The following is a 21,265-nucleotide window of genomic DNA, read 5'->3' on the forward strand; positions in this document are numbered from 1 at the left end:
CCACGTTCACGTCCCTTCTCACGAATGCGTGAGGACGCTCACCCTATGCCGCTCCCATCAGCCGCGCATAGGCATTGGCCAACTTGGCCGGATCGTGATGTGGGCTGCCGTCATCGGCCGCCAGGTCGGCGACCATCAGCTCCGCACCAAGGGCAGCGGCGACCTTCCCGAGACGGTCCGCGTCGCCCACCGACCGCTGGTCGGCAAGCACCACGTCCAGGGTGAGGTCGGGGGCGTGGGCTGCGAGCACCTCGAGGTGCGTCTCCGGGGTGAAGCCGTCGGTCTCCCCTGCTTGGGGCTCGAGGTTCACGGTCACCGCCTTGCGCGCCGGGGACTCCACCAGCGCCTTGCGCAACGCCGGGACGAGCAGGTGCGGGATCACGCTGGTGTACCAGGAGCCAGGGCCGAGCACCAGCCAGTCTGCCGACCCCACCGCGGTGAGCGCCTGGGGGCAGGCCGGCGGGTCGGCGGGCTCGAGCCGCACCGAGACCACCCGGCCGTGCGTGGAGGCGACCTGCACCTGTCCGCGGACGCTGGTCAGCAAAGTCGGATCGCCGGGCACCAGGCCGCTCACCTCGGCCGCGATGTCGATCGGGGTCACCGACATCGGCAGCACCCGGCCGTGCGCGCCGAGCAGCCGGCCCACCCAGTCCAGACCGTCGACGTGGTCGCCGAGCAGCTCCCACAGGGCGACGATGAGCAGGTTGCCGACCGCGTGCTGGTTCATCGCCCCGGGGCTGACGAACCGGTGCTGCAGCACCCTCGCCCAGGTGCCGCCCCAGTCGTCGTCACCGCACAACGCCGCCAGCGCCTGGCGCAGGTCCCCGGGCGGAAGCGCGCCGAACTCCCGGCGAAGCCGGCCGGAGGAGCCGCCGTTGTCGGCGACCGTGACGACCGCTGTCAGGTCGGTGACCACGCGGCGAAGGGCGGACAGCGACGCGGCCAGGCCATGGCCTCCGCCGAACGCCACCACCCGCCGGTCCAGCACGGTCATTCCCGGCCCAGGTCGCGGTGCATCGGGCGCGCGTCGAGGCCGCGGGCCCGGAGCAGGGCCGCGATCTCCTCCGTCATCGCCACGCTGCGGTGCTTGCCCCCCGTGCAGCCGATCGCCACGGTCATGAAGCGCTTGCCCTCCCGCAGGTAGCCCTCCGCGACGGTCTCGACGAGACCGACGTACTGCTCGACGAACTCCTTGGCCTCCGGCCGGTTCTTCACGTAGTCGGCCACCGCCCGGTCCCGCCCGGACAGGTGGCGCAGCTCCGGCACCCAGTGCGGGTTGGGCAGGAACCGCATGTCGGCCACCAGGTCGGCATCGACCGGGATGCCGTACTTGAACCCGAAGCTGACGACGGTGGCCGCGAGCGACATGGTCTCCTTGGTCCCGAACTCCTCGGCGACCCGGTCGGTGAGCTGGTGCACGTTCAGGCTGGAGGTGTCGATGATCAGGTCGGCGTCGCCGCGCAGGGCCGCCAGCACCGCCCGCTCGCGGTGCAGCCCGTCGAGCAGGCGCCCTCCGGCCTGCAGCGGGTGCGGCCGGCGCGCGGCCTCCTGGCGGCGCACCAGCACGTCGTCGTTCGCCTCCAGGTACAACAGGGTGGTCTGCCTGCCGGTGCTGCCCTGCGCCAGCACCTCCTGCAGCGAGGCGAAGAACGACCCGGAGCGCACGTCGACGACCACCGCGATCGGCTGTAGCGGCCCCTGGGACTCGTCCACCAGCCGGACCACGTCCGGGACCAGTTGGGGCGGCAGGTTGTCCACGACGAAGAAGCCCAGGTCCTCCAGCTCCTTCGCGGCTGTGCTGCGGCCGGCGCCGGTCATGCCGGTCACCACCACGAGCTGCCCCCGGTTGTCGCCCATCAACGCTCCTCTACTTCGGTATCGAGCTCCGCCGATGCCCTCGGATCGAGCTCCGCCGATATCTCGCCGGTCGCGGTGTTCACCGTCACGCCCGGCTGCGTGTCGGCAAGGGCGGCGGCGATCGCCGCGGCGGTCCTAGGTCCGATGCCCGGCACCTCGGCGATCTCCTCCACTGTGGCAGCCCGCAGCCGCTTGAGGGACCCGAACCGGCGCAGCAGCGTCTTGCGACGCACCTCTCCGAGACCGGGCACGTCGTCGAGGAGGCTTTCCACCATGCTCTTGGAGCGCCGCGACCGGTGGTGCGTGATCGCGAACCGGTGCGCCTCGTCGCGGACTCGCTGCAGGAGGTAGAGCGCCTCGCTCGTCCGCGGCAAGATCACCGGGTCCTCCCGACCGGGCAGCCACACCTCCTCCAACCGCTTGGCCAGCCCGCACACCGGCACGTCGTCGATACCGAGCTCGTCGAGGGCGCGCTGCGCCGCAGCCACCTGCGGCGGGCCGCCGTCCACCACGACCAGGCCGGGGGCGTAGGCGAACTTCTTGGGGCGGCCGGTCTCGGGATCCACGAGGGCGTCGACGGCTGCGTCGGGTGAGCCGATCTCGGGCGTCTCGGCGCGTTCGTCGAGGTAGCGCCGGAACCGCCGGGTGATCACCTCGTGCATCGAGGCGACGTCGTTCTGGCCCTCAACACCGCGCACCACGAACCGGCGGTACTCACCCTTGCGGGGAAGGCCGTCCTCGAAGACCACCATGGATCCGACCACCTCCGTGCCCTGCAGGTTGGAGATGTCGTAGCACTCGACGCGCAGCGGCGCCTCCGGCAGCCCGAGGGCCAGCTGGATCTCCTCCAGGGCCCGATTGCGGGTGGTCAGGTCGCTGGCCCGCTTGGTCTTATGCAGCGCCAGCGCCTGCTTGGCGTTGCGGCCCACCGTCTCCTGGAGCGCCTTCTTGTCCCCGCGCTGTGGGACACGCACCCGGACCCGGGACCCGCGCAGGTCGGTCAGCCACTGCTCGAGCGCGTCGAGGTCGTCCGGGACGGCCGGGACCAGCACCTCGCGGGGGATGGCGTCGCCCGCCTCTCCGTCGTACAGCTGCTGCAGGAACCGCTCGACCAGCTCGCCGGTGCCGGCGTCGTCGACGATGTCGGCCACCCAGCCGCGCTGCCCGCGGATCCGGCCGCCGCGCACGTAGAAGATCTGCACCGCCACCTCGAGCGGGTCCTCGGCGAACGCGACCACGTCGGCGTCGGTGCCGTCGCCGAGCACCACCGCCTGCTTCTCCATGGCCCGGTTCAACGCCCCGATGTCGTCGCGGAGCCGGGCCGCGCGCTCGAAGTCGAGGTCGGCCGACGCGGCGTACATCTCCTTCTCCAGCCGTTTGACGAACGCCGTCGTCTGCCCCGCCATGAAGTCGCAGAAGTCCTCGACGATCGCCCGGTGCTCCTCCTCGCTCACCCGGCCCACGCACGGGGCGGAGCACTTGCCGATGTAGCCGAGCAGACAGGGCCGGCCGATCTGCGCGGACCGCTTGAACACCCCGTTGGAGCAGGACCGCATCGGAAACACCCGCAGCAGCAGGTCGACGGTCTCGCGGATCGCCCAGGCGTGCGAGTAGGGCCCGAAGTAGCGGACCCCCTTCTTCTTCGCGCCGCGCCCGACCATCACCCGCGGGAACTGCTCGTTGACGGTGACCGCCAGCCAGGGGTAGGACTTGTCGTCGCGGTACTTGACGTTGAACCGCGGGTCGAACTCCTTGATCCAGGAGTACTCCAGCTGCAGCGCCTCGACCTCGTTGCGCACGACGGTCCACTCGACGCTCGCCGCCGTGGTCACCATCTGCCGGGTGCGCGGGTGCAGCGCGGAGATGTCCTGGAAGTAGGAGGACAGCCGCGAGCGCAGCGACTTGGCCTTGCCGACGTAGACGACGCGGCCGTGCTGGTCCCGAAAGCGGTAGACCCCCGGGTCCACGGGGATCTCGCCCGGTCGGGGGCGGTACGTCGAGGGGTCGGCCACGCCCCAAGCCTACGAAAACCCGGTGACGCGCAGGTATGCCGACCACTCGCGCGTCCCTGCCGCTCACCCGGGCGCAGCGCCGGCCCGGGTCGGGCGGGTCACTCGACCGTGATCCGGTTCCCGCTCACCTTGACGGCCAGTGCCGGCAGCGGCTTGGGCGCCGGGCCCTGCTGCACCGAACCATCCGTGATGGAGAACTTGCTGCCGTGGCAGGGGCAGTTGATCGTCCCGCCGTCGACGTTGGTCACCAGGCACCCCTCGTGGGTGCAGACCGCGGAGAAGCCCTTGTAGGTGCCCTGCTGCGGCTGGGTCACGACGACGTGGTCCCTCGCCGAGATCGCGCCGCCACCGACCGGCACCTCCCCGGCGGTGAAGCTGTGCTTGGTGGGGGTCGGTGCCGCGCCGCAGGCGGCGACGGCCGCCAGTCCCGCTGCCCCGGCCCCGACGACGCCCGCCGTACGCAACACCGTGCGGCGGTCCACCTCCCGGCCGAACAGCCTGTCGTCCTGCTGCTCCGGCCGCTCCGCCGGTTGCCCTTCGCTCACCATGCCGGCACGGTATGCCGTGCGCCTGAGCGGATGCTTGGGGCCCCCCGTCAGCCGGCAAGCCGGTCGGCGGCGGCGAGGATCCCGTGCGCCCGGGCGTCCAGTGCCCGCATCCGGCGCTGGCTCGGTGGGTGGCTGCCGAACTCGGCCAGCGTGAGCTGCCGCTGGATCTGCGCAGCCACCACGTCGCGCTGCCGCCCCAGCTCCTCCAGCCGGGCGCTCACCGCGTGGTAGCGGCGGTCCTGGCCGGGTGCTCCGCTGGCGGCGGCCTCGGTCGCGGCCCGCAGGGTGTTCAGGCCGAACGCGCCGACGCAGGCGTTGAGCTGCTTGTAGGTCTGGCCCAGCCGCAGCACCTCGCGGCTGTGCGCGAACCGTGGTGTGCCGCGCGCGGTGAGGTCCTCCAGCAGCACCCGGCCGTCGCTGACGTAGTCGTCCGTCAGCCCCAGCAGCGCCAGCATGGTCGGCCGGATGTCGGTCTGGTCCGACCACGTGCTCCGGTCGTAGCCCTGCCGTTGCACGCCCGGTCCGGCGAGCCCCAGCCAGGTGACGACGATCTGCGGGCTGACCGTGCCGTGGTTCCAGGCGTACCGGGAGTTCACCTGCACGAACGGCGCCCCGGGGCACCCGGACCCGGTCTGGCACTCGTAGAAGTCGGGCCGTCCGAACGCGACGAAGGTCGGCGTCCGGGCCGGGTCGGCGGTGACCAGGTGCAGCAGTCGCTGCTCGGTCCGGTCGGCGAGGTAGCGGTTCACCGTCTGGGACCGCCCCGTGTAGGGGTTGGTCGCCGTGACCTTCAGTGTGTCCCGCTCCAGCCGGCGCACCGAGGGGTCGGACTGCTCCGGGTTGCCGCGGACGTAGACGGCAGGCGCGACCCCGGCATACAGATCGAACGGGGTGGTGTCGCCGCGCTGGGCGGCGAGCAGTCCCTGGAGGTTGGTGTTCACCTCGCCGAGGTCGCCGTTGCCGGTGTAGGTGCACGGCGTGGTCACCCCGTCGCAGCCGGACTTCTGCACCCCGATGAAGTGGTCGCCCTCGTCGGCGGTGACGACGAACAGCGTGTTGCCGGTGGTGATCCCGTCGTGCTTGAGCCGGGTGAAGAAGCGTGCGAAGGCGGCGTCGTACTGGCGCAGCTGGGTTTCCATGCCCGCCTCGCCCGGGCCGAACGAGCCGCCGCGCGGGTTGCTCACCGCGTGCGGGTCGTGCACGTCGGACAGGTAGGTGTAGGTGACCGGCACGCCGGACTCCTGCAGCGCGGCGGTGTAGCCGAGCGCGGTCGCCGCGGTCATCCCGTCGAACCCGGGGAAGCCGGGCTTGGGTGCGCCCTCGGGGGTCTTCGCGTAGGGGTTGGTGATCACGTGCCCGAAGATGTCGCGCACCCGCACGGAGTGGTCGGCCGTGAGGTGCGGGCCGAGGTAGCGGTTCCCGACGAGCATCCGGTAGCCGTGGTAGCCGCCGGGCTCGTCCGGCAGCAGGTCGGCGACCGCGTGCGGGTCGGTGCACAACCGGCTGTGCCGCGTGCAGTGGACCGCCAGGCCGCCGTAGTCGGCCATCTCCGCGTCCTTGTAGGGGTCGGGGTCGCTGCGGACCTGCTGGGCCTCCGGCGAGCTCGGCCCGAAGATCTTCGGGACGTCGGAGTCGGCGTTCTCCACGATGGCGTTGCTCGAGGCGATGGCGCCGAAGTCGCAACCGGCCCGGGTGAAGGGCACCCATGGCGCCGGCGTGTTCTTCCCGCCCGTCGTCACCAGGCTGTATGCCGTGTCGCTGGGTGACGGGGTGCCGTCATAGACCCGGTCGGTCCAGTAGGTGAAGGTGTTCGCCTGCGAGGAGGTCCCGTCCGGGTGGAAGTAACGGTAGTTGTTGCTGATCGGCTGCCCGTGCCGGTCGCCGTAGAGGCCGGTCGCCGCGCTGAGCAGGTCGGTGCCGGTGTGCGAGATGAGCGGCGTGTGGTGGTGGGTGATCAGCGTGCCGTTGGAGGTGAGGAAGTTCAGCAGGTGCGGCATCTGCTGCAGGTCCGAGGGCACGTTCGGGTTGTCCCGGGTCAGGTGCACGTTGTCGAAGGACAGGTAGACCACGTGGTCGACCTGCCCGCGGGGGCCGAGCCGGCACCCGTGGGCCGGGAGCTGCGGCACTGCCGTTGACGCTGGCTCATTCGCCGGAGCCGGGGGCGGGCCGGCGACGGCCGCCGGGACGGTCAACGCGGTGACCGTGGCGCCCGCGCCGGCGACCGCGATCGCGAGGCGGGTCCCTCGGCGGATGGTGTGCCACAGGGTCTGGATCATGCTGACCTCCAGGGAGCCGGCCGAACCTTGGCAGGCTACGACCGCCCCGGTGTCCCGACAAGCGGGAACCGGGCCGAGGGTCAGCGCCGCGCGCGGGCGAGCACCGGGGCGAGGAACCGCCCGGTGTGGCTGTCCTCGTCCTCGGCAACCTGCTCGGGCGTGCCCTCGGCGACGACCCGGCCGCCGCCGTCCCCGCCCTCGGGGCCCATGTCGACGATCCAGTCGGCGTTCTTGATCACGTCGAGGTTGTGCTCGATGACGATCACCGTGTTGCCCTTGTCGACCAGGCCCTGCAGCACCGCGAGCAGCTTGCGGATGTCCTCGAAGTGCAGCCCCGTCGTCGGCTCGTCGAGGACGTAGACAGTCCGCCCGGTGGAGCGCTTCTGCAGCTCAGCCGCCAGCTTCACGCGCTGCGCCTCGCCGCCGGACAGGGTCGGGGCAGGCTGCCCCAGCCGGACGTAGCCGAGGCCGACGTCGTTCAGGGTGGTCAGGTGCCGGGCGATCGCCTGCACCGGCGCGAAGAACTCGACCGCCTCCTCGATCGGCATGTCGAGGACGTCGGCGATGGTCTTGCCCTTGTAGTGGACCTCGAGCGTCTCGCGGTTGTAGCGCGCCCCGTGGCAGACCTCGCAGGGGACGTAGACGTCGGGCAGGAAGTTCATCTCGATCTTGATCGTGCCGTCACCAGAGCACGCCTCGCAGCGGCCGCCCTTGACGTTGAACGAGAACCGGCCCGGCAGGTAGCCGCGGATCTTGGCCTCGGTGGTCTCCGCGAACAGCTTGCGGATGCGGTCGAACACCCCGGTGTAGGTCGCCGGGTTGCTCCGCGGAGTGCGTCCGATGGGGCTCTGGTCGACGTGGACCACCTTGTCGAGGTGCTCCAGCCCGCTGACGGTGCGGTGCCGTCCGGTGACACGGCGGGCACCGTTGAGCCGGTTGGCCAGCACGTTGTAGAGGATGTCGTTGACCAGCGTGGACTTCCCCGAGCCGGAGACACCGGTCACCGCGACCAGGTTGCCGAGCGGGAAGCTCACGTCGATGCCGTGGAGGTTGTGCTCGCGGGCGCCCTTGACGGTGACCACCCGGCCGTCCTGCGGCCGGCGCACCTCCGGCACGGGGATCTGCCGCCGACCGGACAGGTAGTCGCCGGTGAGCGAGTCGCGGTTGGTGAGCAGCTCGGCGACCGGTCCGGAGTGGACCACCTTGCCGCCGTGCTCCCCGGCGCCGGGGCCGATGTCGAGCACCCAGTCCGCGGTCTCGATCGTGTCCTCGTCGTGCTCGACCACGATGAGGGTGTTGCCGAGGTCGCGCAGCCGGGTCAGCGTGTCGATGAGCCGGTGGTTGTCGCGCTGGTGCAGCCCGATGGAGGGCTCGTCGAGCACGTAGAGGACGCCGACCAGGCCGGACCCGATCTGGGTGGCGAGCCGGATGCGCTGCGCCTCGCCCCCGGAGAGGGTGCCCGCCGGCCGGTCCAGCGACAGGTAGTCGAGTCCGACGTCGAGCAGGAAGCCGAGGCGGGCGTCGATCTCCTTGATCACCCGCTCGGCAATCTGCCGCTCCCGCTTGCTGAAGTCGACCTCGGCGAGGAACTTGGCGCAGTCGGCGATCGCGAGCGAGCACACCTCGGCGATGCTGCGGCCGCCGAGGAGCACCGCGAGGGACTCCGGTTTGAGCCGCGCGCCACCACAGGCCGGGCACGGGATCTCGCGCATGTAGCCCTCGTAGCGCTCACGGCTCCAGTCGGACTCGGTCTCCGCGTGGCGACGCTTGACGAACGGCACCACGCCCTCGAACCCGGTGGTGTAGGAGCGTTCCCGGCCGTAGCGGTTGCGGTAGCGGACGTGGACCTTGTAGTCCTTGCCGTGCAGCAGCGCCTCCTTGGCGCGCTTGGGCAGCGCCTTCCACGGGGTGTCGAGGGAGAACTTCAGGTCCTCGGCGAGCGCCCCGATCACGCGCAGGAAGTAGTCGGCCGAGCCGGACCCCTGCGCCCAGGGTGCGATGGCGCCCTCGCGGATCGAGCGGTCCTCGTCGGGAACGAGCAGCTCAGGGTCGACCTCGAGCTCGGTGCCGATGCCGGTGCACACCGGACAGGCGCCGAACGGCGAGTTGAACGAGAACGACCGCGGCTCGACCTCGTCGATCGACAGGGGGTGCTCGTTCGGGCAGGCCATCTTCTCGGAGAACCGGCGCTCCCGCGGCATCCCGCTGGCGTCGTCCGCCGCGTCGTCGGCGACGTCGACGAACTCGACGATCAGCAGCCCACCGGCGAGCACCAGGGCGGTCTCCACCGAGTCGGTGAGCCGGCGGGTGGCCTTGGCATCCGCACCCTTGGCGACGAGCCGGTCGACCACCACGTCGATGGAGTGCTTCTTCTGCTTGGCGAGCTTCGGCGGCGCGGCCAGCGAGACCACCTCGCCGTCCACCCGGGCCCGCGAGAAACCCTTGGTCTGCAGCTCACCGAAGAGGTCGGCATACTCCCCCTTGCGGGAGCGTACGACGGGGGCGAGCACCTGGAAGCGGGTCCGCTCGGGCAGCTCGAGCAGCTGGTCGACGATCTGCTGCGGGGTCTGCTTGGTGACCGGCTCCCCGCACACCGGGCAGTGCGGCCGACCCACCCGGGCAAACAGCAGGCGCAGGTAGTCGTAGACCTCGGTGATGGTGCCGACGGTCGACCGGGGGTTGCGGTTGGTCGACTTCTGGTCGATGGAGACCGCGGGTGAGAGCCCCTCGATGAAGTCGACGTCCGGCTTGTCCATCTGGCCCAGGAACTGGCGGGCGTAGGCGGACAGCGACTCGACGTAGCGCCGCTGACCCTCGGCGAAGATGGTGTCGAAGGCGAGGGACGACTTGCCGGAGCCGGACAGCCCGGTGAAGACGATGAGGCTGTCCCGCGGCAGGTCGACGGAGACGTTCTTCAGGTTGTGCTCGCGGGCGCCGCGCACGACGAGGCGGTCGTGCGAGAACGCGGCGGAGGAGGTGGGGCGGGTGGGCAGGTCGGGCACCCCGCAATGGTAAGTGCCCGCACCGACACGTCGGTCCCACGTGCCCGTGCAGCGTGGACGCGGCAGGCAATACGGTGCTGTGCATGACCGAGGCGACTGAACGGACCACCCCCAAGCGCAGCACCACGGCCACCCGCGGGCGCTGGCGGGACCAGCCCGCGGCCCTCCCGATCGAGGACTACGCCGTGCTCGGCGACACGGGCACCTGCGCCCTCGTCGGCCGGAACGGCTCGGTGGACTGGCTGTGCCTACCGCGCTTCGACTCCCCCGCGTGCTTCGCCGCCCTGCTCGGCACCCCGCACCACGGACGCTGGCTGGTCGGGCCGGTGGAGCAGGCACGGACCACGCGGCGCTACGTGGGCAACAGCTTCGTGCTCGAGACCACCCACGAGACCGACTCCGGCGTCGTGCGGGTGACCGACTTCATGCCCATCGGTGACGGACGCGCCGACATCGTCCGCAAGATCGAGGGGGTCTCCGGCACGGTCCGCATGGAGCACGAGTGGTGCGTGCGGTTCAGCTACGGCAAGGTCCGCCCCTGGGTCCGCCGCCGCAAGGACGAACAGGGCCGCAACGTCATCGCTGCCGTCGCGGGCCCGGACGCACTGGTGCTGCGCGGCGACCGACTGCCCAAGGCCGTCGACGGTGTCCACCGGGACGAGTTCGACGTGCACGAGGGCGAGGCGGTGACCCTGTCGTGCACGTGGTTCAAGTCGTGGCACCCGGCGCCGGACCTGGCCGACCGTGAGGACGCCCTGCAGCGGACCCTGCGGTCCTCCGAGGAGTGGGCGGCCCGGTGCGACTACGACGGCCCCTACCGAGATGCGGTGATGCGCTCGCTGCTCGTGCTCCGGCTGCTGACCCACAGCGGCACCGGCGGCATCGTCGCGGCGCCCACCACCTCGTTGCCGGAGGACTTCGGCGGGGTGCGCAACTGGGACTACCGCTTCTGCTGGCTGCGGGACGCCTCCCTCACCCTCGAGGCGCTGATCGGCTGCGGCTACAGCCACGAGGTGGTGTCGCTGTGGCGCAACTGGCTGCTGCGTGCCGTCGCCGGCGACCCCAAGGACCTGCAGATCATGTATGCCGTCGACGGTGGCCGGGAACTGCCCGAGATCGAGCTGGCCCACCTGCCCGGCTACGACGGCTCGAGCCCGGTGCGGGTCGGCAACGGCGCGGTGAGCCAGCGCCAGACCGACGTCCTCGGCGAGGTCATGGCGGCCCTGGCCCTCGCCCGGCGCAGCGGGAACCCGGACACGCGCTTCTCCTGGGCCCTGCAGCGCACGCTGGTGGAGGGGCTGGCCGCGCGGTGGGACGAGCCGGACAACGGGCTCTGGGAGATCCGCGGGCCCCTGCGGCACTTCACCCACTCCCGGGTGATGGTGTGGGTCGCCTTCGACCGGGCCATCGCGGCGGCGGAGAGGCACGGCTACGACGGCCCTGTCGACCGGTGGCGTGAGCTGCGCGACAAGGTCCGCGAGGAGGTCCTGACCCACGGCTACAACGAGGAGAAGGGCACCTTCACCCAGCACTACGAGACCACCGAGGTCGACGCCTCGCTGCTCGTCATCCCGGCCGTCGGCTTCCTCGACCCGGACGATCCCCGCGTCCTCGGGACGATCAAGGCCGTGGAGCAGGAGCTCATGCAGGACGGGCTGGTGCTGCGCTACCGCACCCAGTCCGGGGTGGACGGCCTCTCGGGTGAGGAGCACCCGTTCCTCGCCTGCTCGTTCTGGCTCGTGACGGCATACGCCCTGGCCGGCCGGGTGGACGACGCGCACCGGCTCATGAAGCACCTGCTGGGCCTGTGCAACGACCTCGGCCTGCTCTCGGAGGAGTACGACCCGGCCGGGGAGCGGATGGTCGGCAACTACCCGCAGGCCTTCTCCCACCTGGCGCTGGTCGGGGCGGCCCTCGCGATCGACGACGCCGAACGCAGCGGCGACGGGGCCCGGCCACGGCGGGCACAGGGCACCATCCCGTTCCCGGAGCACCGCGACCACGGCAACAGCACCCCCACCGGGAGCGGGTCGTGAGTGCGACTTCGCACCTGCCGGAGAACCTCGCCCAGCTCGACCGGGAGACGGACCGGCTGGTGCGGGACGTCGCCGCGATGGACGACGCCGCCGTGCGGCAGGCGAGCCGGTGCGAGGGATGGACCCGCGCGCACGTCATCAGCCACGTGGCACGCAACGCCGACGGGCTGGCGAACCTGGCGCACTGGGCACTGACCGGCGAGCGGCGCGAGCAGTACGCCTCGCCGGAGTCGCGGGACGCCGACATCGAGGACGGGTCACGCCGAGGGGCCGCCGAGCTGCTGGCCGACCTGAGGGAGTCCGCGGAGCGGTTCGGTGCGCTCGCTCGCCGGCTCCCGGGCGAGGCGGAGGAGGCCCGGGTCGAGGCCCGCGGCGGACGCACGATGCGGGGGCGCGACCTCGTGACCGCGCGCCTGCGCGAGGTCGTGTTCCACCACGTCGACCTCGACTGCGGGTTCGGCTTCGCCGATGCCGAGCCCGGGTTCGTGCAGCGCGCAGTCAACGAGTCGGTCCGCCGGCTCGGCGCGGCCGACCCGCAGCTGGCCCTGGTCCTGCAGGAACCCGGCGGTGAGCAGGTCGCCGTCCTCGGCGCCGGCGGGCAGGTGGTGACCGGGACGCCGGCGGACCTGCTGATGTGGCTGGCCCGCGGCGACGGTTCCGGGGTCAGCAGCGACCGGCCGCTGCCCTCCCTGCCGGCGTGGGGCTGAGCCTTGTTGCTGAACCTTCGCGGTCCGCGTAGGCAGCAGGGCCTCAGCAATTCCCCGCAAGCGGGAGGTGTCCCCAGTCGAGGTGCGCCGACGAAAACGGAGCGCCGCGTTGCGAAGCCCAGCCACCGAAGTCCCTTCACGAGGAGGATGCCGTGAGCTACACCGGAGACGTCCAACCGGGCGGTGCCAGCGACGTGCGGGAGCTGCCCGGGCTCACCGTGCGCAAGGCCAGCGTGTCGAGCATGGACAACAACGTCTACCTGCTGACCTGCACGGCCACGGGTCGCCAGCTGCTCGTCGACGCCGCCGACGACGCGCCCCGGGTCGCCCGGCTGGTCGCCGAGGGCGGCGAGGGCCTCGACACGGTCGTGACCACCCACCAGCACTGGGACCACCACCGCGCGTTGCAGCAGGTCGTGTCCGCGACCGGTGCCCACACCGCCGCCGGTGCGCCCGACGCCGACGAGCTGCCCGTCCCCCCGGACCAGCGCCTCGAGCAGGGCGACGAGGTGCGGTTCGGTGACGTCCGCCTCGCCGTGGTGCGCCTCACCGGCCACACCCCCGGCTCGATCGCCCTCGCCTGGACCGAGCCGGGTGGCCGGGCCCACCTGTGGACCGGGGACAGCCTCTTCCCCGGCGGCCCGGGCAAGACGTGGTCGGCGGCCGACTTCCGGCAGCTGATGGACGATCTCGAACAGCGGGTGTTCGGCGTCTACGGCGACGACACGTGGGTCTATCCCGGCCACGGCAAGGACACGACCCTGGGCGCGGAGCGCCCCCACCTGGCGGAGTGGCGCGACCGCGGCTGGTGACCCCCGCCGATCTCGGGACTTCCCTCCCGTTCTCGGGACTCTCCCGCCGATCTCGGGACTTCCCTCCCGTTCTCGGGACCCTCCCGCGGATCTCGGGACTCCCCGGAGCGGCTCAGTCCTCCAGCGATCGCGCGACCGCCGCGCCGATCGCCGCGAACGTGGGCAGCACTGTGGCTCCGTGGTCGACGCCCTCGACCGCGAGGTCCGTGGCGGTCACCGCCACAGCTGCCCACCGGTCCCCCCGGCGGAACAGCGCCATGTCGTGACGGACACCCACGAGCTCCCCGGTCTTGTTGCCGTGCCACACGTGCGACGGCAGCGCTCCGGGCAGCCCCGACACGTGCTGCTGCAGCGCGAGCAGGTTCAGTGCGTGGTCGGTCTCCCGGGCGGGCAGCAGCTCGCCACCCACGAGCAGCGCCAGCACCCGGGCCAGGTCACGGGCGCACGTGACGTTGTCCTGTCCGCGCGCCGCCGCCTCGAGATCCATGAGGTGCCGCTGCAGCCGGGTCCCGGTCAGGTGGTGCCGGTCGAGCAGGGCCCGCACCTGCGCGACGCCCACGAGGTCGATGACGGCGTTGGTCGCGTCGTTGTCGCTGAGCGCGATCATCAGGGCAAGCAGCTCGGCCAGCGGCAGCGTCGTCACCGACGGCGTGAGCGCCAGCGCGCCGCTGCCTCCGACCCGCGGGACGGCCACGGTGACCCGGCTGTCGAGCGCCAGCCGCCCCTGCGCGACCGCCTCGAGCGCCGCGACCAGCACCGGGACCTTGATGGTGCTCGCCGAGGGCACCGGCCGGTCGGCATCCATCTCGACCCGCCGCCCGCGATGGTCCAGCACAGCAACCGCCACCCGCCCTGGTGCGCCGTCCAGTGCCGCGCGGACCTGCCCCTCGAGTGCCGTCACGGCCGCGAGTATGCCGTGTGCTCCCGCGGCCGCCGCGGGGCCACCCACACCTCGTGCCCTAGGGTGCGAGCGTGCACGGTGAGTACAAGGTGCCCGGCGGGAAGCTGGTGGCAGTCGAGGTCGAGGTCAACGACGGCCGGCTGAGCGACGTGCACGTCTCGGGCGACTTCTTCCTGGAACCCGACAGCGCCCTGGAGGACATCGACGCGGCCCTGGTCGGCATGCCCACCGACGCGCACGCCGACCAGCTCGCCCACGCCATCTCGGGAGCGCTGGCCCCGGAGACGGCCATGATCGGGTTCAGCCCCCAAGCGGTCGGCATCGCCGTGCGCCGGGCGCTCGGGAAGGCGACCGACTGGCACGACCACGTCTTCGACGTCATCGGACCGGTCACGATGGACCCGGTGATGCACATGGCGCTGGACGAGGTGCTCCCGGCCGAGGTGGCGGCAGGACGGCGGGCGCCGACTCTGCGCTTCTGGGACTGGGACTCCTCACTCGTGGTCATCGGCTCGTTCCAGTCGGTGCGCAACGAGGTCGACGAGGACGGCGCCCGGCGGCACGGGATCAGCGTCGCCCGCCGCATCTCCGGCGGCGGCGCGATGTTCATGGAACCGGGCAACTGCATCACCTACTCCCTGGTCGTGCCCTCCTCCCTCGTGGAAGGGCTGACCTTCGAGCGGTCCTACGCCTTCCTCGACGACTGGGTGCTCGGCGCCCTCGAGGAGCTCGGCATCCGTGCCCGCTACGTGCCGCTCAACGACATCGCCTCGGATGTGGGCAAGATCGCCGGGGCGGCGCAGAAGCGGTTCGCCTCCGGGGTGGTGCTGCACCACGTCACGATGGCCTACGACATCGACGCCGACAAGATGACGGACGTCCTGCGCATCGGCAAGGAGAAGCTCTCCGACAAGGGGATCGCCAGCGCTCCCAAGCGCGTCGATCCGATGCGGTCACAGACGGGTATGCCGCGCGACGAGATCATCGCCGCGTTCCTGCGCTACTTCCGGCAGCACCACGCGACGCACACCTCGGCCTACACCGCCCCGGAGCTGGAGGCCGCCCGGCGCCTTGTGGAGACCAAGTTCCGCACCCCCGAATGGACCCACCGCGTCCCCTGAACCGTCTCGCGGCTCCTGCGACGTCGCCGCTGAACCGTCTCGCGGCTCGCCCTACAGTGGCGGCATGACCCAGCCGCACCCGTTCCTCGCGGACGACCTGCTGGAGACGATCCGCGGACGGGCGGCGACCTACGACGCGGAGAACCGGTTCCCGCACGAGGACCTCGCCGACCTGCAGGCCGCCGGTTACCTGCGCGCCCTGGTGCCGACCTCCTTCGGCGGGGCCGGCCTCACCCTCGAGCAGCTGACGCGCGAGCAGAGCCGCCTGGCCGGTGCCGCGCCCGCGACGGCGCTCGCCGTGAACATGCATCAGGTGTGGGTCGGGGTGGCCCGCGCCCTCCACGCCGCCGGCGAGGACACCACGGACTTCGTGCTGGAGGAGGCGAGTGCCGGCGAGGTGTTCGGCTTCGGCATCTCCGAGCCCGGCAACGACCTGGTGCTGTTCGGCTCCCAGAGCGAGGCTCGTCCCGACGGGCAGGGCGGGTTCTCCTTCCACGGGACCAAGATCTTCACGTCGCTGTCACCGGCGTGGACGCGGCTGGGGACGTTCGGCACCGACGCGAGCGGTGACGACGGACCGCACTCCGTGTTCGGGTTCGTCACCCGCGACGGCGGTGGCGTCGAGGTCAAGGACGACTGGGACACCCTCGGGATGCGCGCCTCCCAGTCGTGCACCACGGTGCTCGCCGGCGCGCACGCCCCGGCCGACCGGGTGGTGCGCCGCATCCCACCCGGCCCGACCACGGACCCGTTCGTCCTGGGCATCTTCGCCAACTTCGAGATCCTGCTCGCCTCCGTCTACACCGGCATCGCCCAGCGTGCGCTGCAGCTCGCGACCGAGGCGGTCCACCGCCGCCGGTCCCGCAAGGGCGGCGGCGCGCCGCTGGCGCACGACCCGAGCGTGCGGTGGCGGGTCGCCGATGCGGCCATCGCCCTCGACGGCATCACCCCCCAGATCGCCGCACTGGCGCGTGACCTCGACCTCGGTGTCGACCGCGGCGAGCTGTGGATGCCGCAGCTGTCCGCCGTCAAGTCCCGCGCCACGGAGACGGCTGTGCAGGTGGTCGAGCAGGCGGTGCGGCTGGCCGGCGGGGCGTCCTACTTCGCCTCCTCGGAGCTGTCCCGGCTCTACCGGGACGTCCTGGCCGGGTTGTTCCACCCCAGCAGCGACGAGTCGCTGCACGCGGCCTGGGCGAACGTGGTGCTCGGCCCGATCCCCTGACACGCCCACCACCGCACCGGAGCTCCCTGCCGGGACGCCTCGACATGGCAGCATCGGTGCCATGACCTTCCTGACCGTCTGCGTGCCGGTCGCCACCCTGTGGTCCGAGCCCGGCGCGGCGCGCGACGTCGACACGCCCGCCACACGCGACCAACCCGATGTCGACGCCTGGCTCGCGGCGCTGGACGCCCACGTCGACGGCCGCACCGGCCTGCAGGGCCGCGTGCTGACCCAGCTCCGCGCCGGGGAGCCGGCCGAGCCGACCGGCCGCGAGGAGGACGGGTGGGCCGAGGTGCGCTGCCCGTGGCAACCCAGCTCCCTGCACCGCGACGGCTACCCGGGTTGGCTCCGCGCTGCCCACCTCGACCACGCGCACCCCATGGCGGAGGTGCCCCGCCCCGCCGCCACCACGACCGGCAGCCTGCTGTCCGTGGCCCGGCGCCACATCGGCCTCGCCTACCTCTGGGGAGGCACCTGCCCCGAGGGCCTGGACTGCTCCGGTCTCGTCCACCTCGCGATGCGTGACCTCGGCCTTGTCGTGCCCCGTGACGCCCACGACCAGCAGGCCTTCTGCCGCCCCGTCGAACCCGACGACGCGCAGACCGGCGACCTGTACTTCTTCGCCCAGGACGGCCGTCCCGCTCACCACGTCGGCATCGTCACGTCGGCCGGCCGCATGCTGCACGCGCCGTTGACCGGCGCCCGCATCGTCGAGGAGCCGCTCAGTCCCGACCGGTGGGCCACCCTCTCCGGTGCGGGAAGGCTGCCCTGACCCCGCCCCGACGTCTACGATCGAGGCATGGATTCCCAGCACTCCGGCCCGCAGGCGCCCGACGCCGAGCCGGGCGGCGTCGAGGACCTGGGGATCGGTCAACCGCAGGACGAGTCGCCGCACGAGCACCACCGCGAGCTGCCCATCGGTCGACCGGACATCCGCGTCGCCGCCGGTGTGGTTGCTGCCCTGGTCGTGCTCGTGATCGCCATCGTCGTCGTGCTCCTCATCGTCTGAGTGGGAGCCGCAGCAGTCCTCCGGAGTCGCCGGCCGCCCGCCCCGCTGCTCGTCATCGGGTCCGTGGTGTCGGTGCAGTTCGGTGGTGCGCTGGCGGCCACCCTCGTGCACCGGATCGGCCCCAGCGGCTCGGTGGCCCTGCGCCTCGTGCTGGCCGCGATCATCCTGCTGGCGGTCGCGCGACCACGGCTCGTCGGCCACACGCGCCGGGACTGGGCTGTGGTGCTGGGCTTCGCCGCCACCCTCGCGCTGATGAACCTCTGCTTCTACTCCGCGCTCGCCCGGCTGCCGATCGGCGTCGCGGTGACCATCGAGTTCATCGGGCCGCTCACCCTTGCGACGGTGCTCTCCCGACGCCCCCGGGACCTGCTGGCGGTCGCCGCCGCAGCCGTGGGCGTCCTGCTCATCTCGGGCGCCATCGGCGTCCCGTGGGACCAGCTCGACCTCGTCGGGCTGGGGCTGGCGCTCGGCGCAGGAACCTGCTGGGCGGCATACATCATCTTCAGCGGACGGACCGGACAGCACTTCCCGCAGCTGGACGGGCTCGCGATCGCCATGGGGATGGCCGCCATCGCGATGATCCCGCCCGGCGTGATCGAGGCCGGTCCGCGGCTCTGGCAGTGGGACTCAGTGTGGCGCGGCGTGGGCATCGCGCTGCTCTCCTCGGTGCTGCCCTACTCGCTGGAGTTGATGGCGCTGCGTCGCCTCGCCGCCCACATCTTCGGCATCTTGCTCAGCCTGGAGCCGGCGGTCGCCGCGCTCGCCGGCTTCCTCGTGCTGCACCAGCGGCTCGACGGTCGCCAGCTCGGTGGGATGGCGCTGGTCGTCGCCGCCAGCGCGCTCGTGATGGGGGCTCGGGCGACCCAGCCCGAGGCGGAGCGGGTCGCCGAGACCACCAACCAGTGAGGACCGACCTGTGACGATCGAGCAGTGACGATCCACAAGCGACGATCCACAAGTGACGATCGACAGGTGCCGACCGCCCCGTGACGGTCAGCGCCCGACGGCCTCGCGCTGCCCGGCCCGGGCGTCACGACGGCTCTTGAGCAGGCTGGCCACCGTGGTGACGCCCAGGATGACGACGATCGCCACGAGTGAGAAGGTCGTCGAGATGTCCGGCGCCCACCCGATCGACTGGCCACCGTTGATGAACGGCAGCTCGTTCTCGTGCATCGCATGCAACACCAGCTTCACGCCGATGAAGGCGAGCAGCACGGACAGGCCGAGGCTCAGGTAGACCAGCTTCTTCAGCAGGCCGCCGATGAGGAAGTAGAGCTGCCGCAGCCCCATGAGCGCGAAGATGTTGGCGGTGAGGACGAGGAACGGCTCCTTGGTCAGCCCGTAGATGGCCGGGATGGAGTCCAGCGCGAAGAGCAGGTCGGTCGTCCCGAGGGCCAGGATCACGACGAACATCGGGGTGATCAGCCGCTTGCCGTCGATCCGCACCCGCAGCTTCGTGCCGTGCCACTCCTTGGTGGCCGGCAGGCGCCGCTCCACGAAGCGCAGGAAGGCGTTCTCCTCGAACTCGTCGTCCTCGTCCTCCTTCTCCGTGGCGAGCTTGATCGCGGTGTAGACGAGGAAGGCGCCGAAGAGGTAGAAGACCCACGAGAAGTTGTTGATCGCGGCGGCCCCGACGGCGATGAAGGCGGCACGCAGGATGAGGGCGGTGACGATGCCGACCATGAGGGCCCACTGCTGGAGCCGCTGCGGCACCCCGAACTTCGCCATGATGATGAGGAAGACGAAGAGGTTGTCGATCGACAGCGAGTACTCGGTCAGCCAGCCCGCGTAGTACTGCGCCGCGAAGGTGCCCCCGGCGAAGTGCCAGATGCCGAGGCCGAACAGCAGGGCGGCTCCGATGTAGAAGGCCAGGGCACCCCCGGTCTCCTTGGCGGAGGGCACGTGGGGGCGGCGTCCGATGACGAACACGTCGATGAGCAGGAGCGCGAGCGTCCCGCCGAGGGTCAGGACCCAGACCCAGAGAGGCACATTCATGGCGTGAGGAACACCTTCCGGTCACGGTGGCGTGGCCGGAGGTCTCTCCCGCCCCGTCGTGGTGCGGACCGGCTCCCCGGGTTGCCCACGGCCGAGGACGGCCGGCGCTTCCGTGATGACGAGGAGACCGCGTGTGGGGATACTCCCCTCCGAGGTAACGCCCTCATGATCGCAGACGCGGGCCGCTCACTCCAAACGGACTGGCCGCGCACGCCACACCGACGGTCGCTCACTGCAGCCGCACGGGCGGCCGGTCCTCGGCCACGGAGAACACCCGTGGCACGACGGTGACGAGGATGACGGCCGTCACGACGGCCCCCGCGAGCAGCCCGAGGAACACGGCGTGCGTCGAGTCGTGCAGGGCTCCCCGGAGGAACTCGGCGACCGCCGGCTGGGCGTGCCCGCCTTCGAGCGCCCTGCTCACACCGTCCACCCGGTGCGGCACGCGGGCGCGCACCCCGACCGGCGCGTCGGCCAGCTGGTGCAGCAGCACGGCGTTGGTCACCGCGCCGAACACCGCGGCGCCGAGGCTCTGCCCGAGGAACCGGGCGAACATCGCGCCGCCCGTCACCACCCCGCGACTCGACCAGCCGACCGTCGACTGCAGCCCGACGATGAGCGGTGAGGTGATCAGCCCCATCCCCGCGCCCATGAGTGCACTGCCCAGGACCGGTTGCCACACGCCGGCGTGTGCGGACATCAGCGCGAAGACCACGCCCGAGGCCACGGCGAAGCCGCTGCCGAGCAGGGCGGTGTCACGAAAGCCGACGCGCAGGTAGAGCCGTGCGGAGAGCCCGGAGGCGACCGGCCAGGTCATGCTCATCACGGCCAGGACGAAGCCGGCGGCGACGGGGCTCAACCCGAGCACCGCCTGCCCCCAGGTCGGCAGGAACGTGGACAGGCCGATCACCATGAGCCCCGCCGTGAAGGTCGCGGCGTAGGAGCCGCCCGTCAGCCGTCGGGTCCACAGCCACAGCGGCACGACCGGCTCGGCCGCCCGGCGCTCCACGAGCACCGCGGCCACCCCGGCCAGCAGAGCGCCAACGAAGACGAGGATGCTCTGGGCCGACGACCACGCCCAAGCCGTCCCGCCCTGCAGCAGGCCGAGGATGAGCAGGGCGGCGCTGGTGAGCAGGAGGGCTGCCCCCGCGTAGTCGATCCGGTGGGAGCGCCGCTGCACCTGCTCGTGCAGTCCGCGCAGGATCAGCGTCAGAGCCACCGCGCCGATGGGCAGGTTGACGAGGAAGATCCACCGCCAGGAGGCGTACTGGGCGAACAGGCCACCGATCGCCGGCGCCACGACGGCCGAGATCCCCCAGACGCTGGAAAGCCATCCCTGGACCCGGCCGCGCTCCTCCACCTCGTAGAGGTCCCCCGCGACGGTGTTCACCGTCGCACCGATCGAGCCGGCGCCCAGTCCCTGCAGCGCGCGGAACGCGATGAGCGTCGGCATGTTCCAGGCCGCGGCCGACAACACCGACCCGATCAGGAAGACCACGACGCCGATGACCAGCACGGGCTTGCGGCCGTAGATGTCGGCCAGCTTGCCGTAGACCGGGATGGTGACGGTCTGGGCCAGCAGGTAGATGGAGAAGACCCAGCCCACGAGGGAGAACCCGCCGAGGTCGCCCACCACCTGCGGGATGGCGGTCGCCACGATGGTGGTGTCCATGGCGACGAGGGCCATCGCGAGGATCAGGGCAGCGAGGACCGGCCGGCGCTCGTCGTGCGCCGTCTTCCTGGCCAACTACGGTGTCTTCCTGGCCA

At 71.7% G+C, this 21,265-nt stretch carries 17 protein-coding genes; 8 read left to right on the plus strand and 9 right to left on the minus strand.

The annotated features are described in order from the left end of the window. Window positions 1-43 precede the first annotated feature (43 nt). The 6 genes from VFL99_RS03270 to uvrA form a co-directional block, all read right to left on the minus strand. On the minus strand, window positions 44-994 hold the full coding sequence (locus VFL99_RS03270; RefSeq protein WP_325104897.1) for a gluconeogenesis factor YvcK family protein: 951 nt from the start codon (window positions 992-994) through the stop codon (window positions 44-46). Continuing rightward, window positions 991-1,857 carry an RNase adapter RapZ gene (gene rapZ / locus VFL99_RS03275; protein WP_325104898.1) on the minus strand — a complete coding sequence of 289 codons (867 nt, stop codon included), beginning with the start codon at window positions 1,855-1,857 and terminating at the stop codon, window positions 991-993. Before rapZ ends, VFL99_RS03270 begins: the two co-directional genes overlap by 4 nt. Next, entirely contained in the window at window positions 1,857-3,869 is a 2,013-nt protein-coding gene (gene uvrC, locus VFL99_RS03280; RefSeq protein WP_325104899.1) for an excinuclease ABC subunit UvrC, read from the minus strand. The genes rapZ and uvrC overlap by 1 nt, the downstream gene beginning before the upstream one ends. Window positions 3,870-3,967: 98 nt before the next feature. Beyond that, window positions 3,968-4,417, minus strand: coding sequence for a Rieske (2Fe-2S) protein (locus VFL99_RS03285; RefSeq protein ID WP_325104900.1), 450 nt, complete (start codon window positions 4,415-4,417; stop codon window positions 3,968-3,970). Window positions 4,418-4,464: 47 nt separating this feature from the next. Further along, window positions 4,465-6,693, minus strand: a complete 2,229-nt coding sequence (locus tag VFL99_RS03290) for a hypothetical protein (RefSeq protein WP_325104901.1) — start codon at window positions 6,691-6,693, stop codon at window positions 4,465-4,467. An 80-nt stretch (window positions 6,694-6,773) separates the two neighbouring features. Continuing rightward, the gene (gene uvrA, locus VFL99_RS03295; protein ID WP_325104902.1) at window positions 6,774-9,695 is read right to left on the minus strand and encodes an excinuclease ABC subunit UvrA; all 2,922 of its coding nucleotides are present in this window, start codon (window positions 9,693-9,695) and stop codon (window positions 6,774-6,776) included. Between the two features lie 83 nt (window positions 9,696-9,778). On the opposite strand from uvrA, the gene VFL99_RS03300 reads away from it, so the two are divergent. From VFL99_RS03300 to VFL99_RS03310, 3 genes are all read left to right on the plus strand, one after another. After that, entirely contained in the window at window positions 9,779-11,731 is a 1,953-nt protein-coding gene (locus tag VFL99_RS03300; RefSeq protein WP_325104903.1) for a glycoside hydrolase family 15 protein, read from the plus strand. Continuing rightward, entirely contained in the window at window positions 11,728-12,438 is a 711-nt protein-coding gene (locus VFL99_RS03305) for a maleylpyruvate isomerase family mycothiol-dependent enzyme (protein ID WP_325104904.1), read from the plus strand. Before VFL99_RS03300 ends, VFL99_RS03305 begins: the two co-directional genes overlap by 4 nt. A 152-nt stretch (window positions 12,439-12,590) precedes the next feature. Then, a complete protein-coding gene (locus VFL99_RS03310) occupies window positions 12,591-13,250 on the plus strand; it encodes an MBL fold metallo-hydrolase (protein ID WP_325104905.1) in 660 nt (219 codons plus the stop codon). Window positions 13,251-13,362: 112 nt separating this feature from the next. Here the strand turns inward: VFL99_RS03310 and VFL99_RS03315 are convergent, their stop codons facing one another. Further along, a complete protein-coding gene (locus VFL99_RS03315) occupies window positions 13,363-14,151 on the minus strand; it encodes a serine hydrolase (protein WP_325104906.1) in 789 nt (262 codons plus the stop codon). 71 nt (window positions 14,152-14,222) lie between these two features. On the opposite strand from VFL99_RS03315, the gene VFL99_RS03320 reads away from it, so the two are divergent. The 5 genes from VFL99_RS03320 (at window position 14,223) to VFL99_RS03340 (ending at window position 18,409) form a co-directional block, all read left to right on the plus strand. Next, entirely contained in the window at window positions 14,223-15,272 is a 1,050-nt protein-coding gene (locus VFL99_RS03320) for a lipoate--protein ligase family protein (RefSeq protein ID WP_325104907.1), read from the plus strand. Between the two features lie 64 nt (window positions 15,273-15,336). Beyond that, window positions 15,337-16,494 (plus strand): acyl-CoA dehydrogenase family protein, encoded by a 1,158-nt coding sequence (locus tag VFL99_RS03325; protein WP_325104908.1) that lies wholly within the window; start codon window positions 15,337-15,339, stop codon window positions 16,492-16,494. 61 nt (window positions 16,495-16,555) lie between these two features. Next, entirely contained in the window at window positions 16,556-17,266 is a 711-nt protein-coding gene (locus tag VFL99_RS03330) for a C40 family peptidase (protein WP_325104909.1), read from the plus strand. A 27-nt stretch (window positions 17,267-17,293) separates the two neighbouring features. Continuing rightward, a complete protein-coding gene (locus VFL99_RS03335) occupies window positions 17,294-17,503 on the plus strand; it encodes a hypothetical protein (RefSeq protein ID WP_325104910.1) in 210 nt (69 codons plus the stop codon). Next, complete coding sequence (locus tag VFL99_RS03340) at window positions 17,504-18,409, plus strand: EamA family transporter (RefSeq protein ID WP_325104911.1); 906 nt, start codon at window positions 17,504-17,506, stop codon at window positions 18,407-18,409. It begins immediately after the preceding gene. Between the two features lie 87 nt (window positions 18,410-18,496). Here VFL99_RS03340 and VFL99_RS03345 read toward each other — a convergent pair whose 3' ends face one another. Together VFL99_RS03345 and VFL99_RS03350 are read right to left on the minus strand one after the other, a co-directional pair. Continuing rightward, on the minus strand, window positions 18,497-19,498 hold the full coding sequence (locus VFL99_RS03345; protein WP_325104912.1) for a TerC/Alx family metal homeostasis membrane protein: 1,002 nt from the start codon (window positions 19,496-19,498) through the stop codon (window positions 18,497-18,499). A 229-nt stretch (window positions 19,499-19,727) separates the two neighbouring features. Further along, window positions 19,728-21,245, minus strand: a complete 1,518-nt coding sequence (locus VFL99_RS03350; RefSeq protein ID WP_325104913.1) for an MDR family MFS transporter — start codon at window positions 21,243-21,245, stop codon at window positions 19,728-19,730. Window positions 21,246-21,265: the final 20 nt, after the last annotated feature.

It is taken from the genome of Segeticoccus sp., from assembly GCF_035708005.1.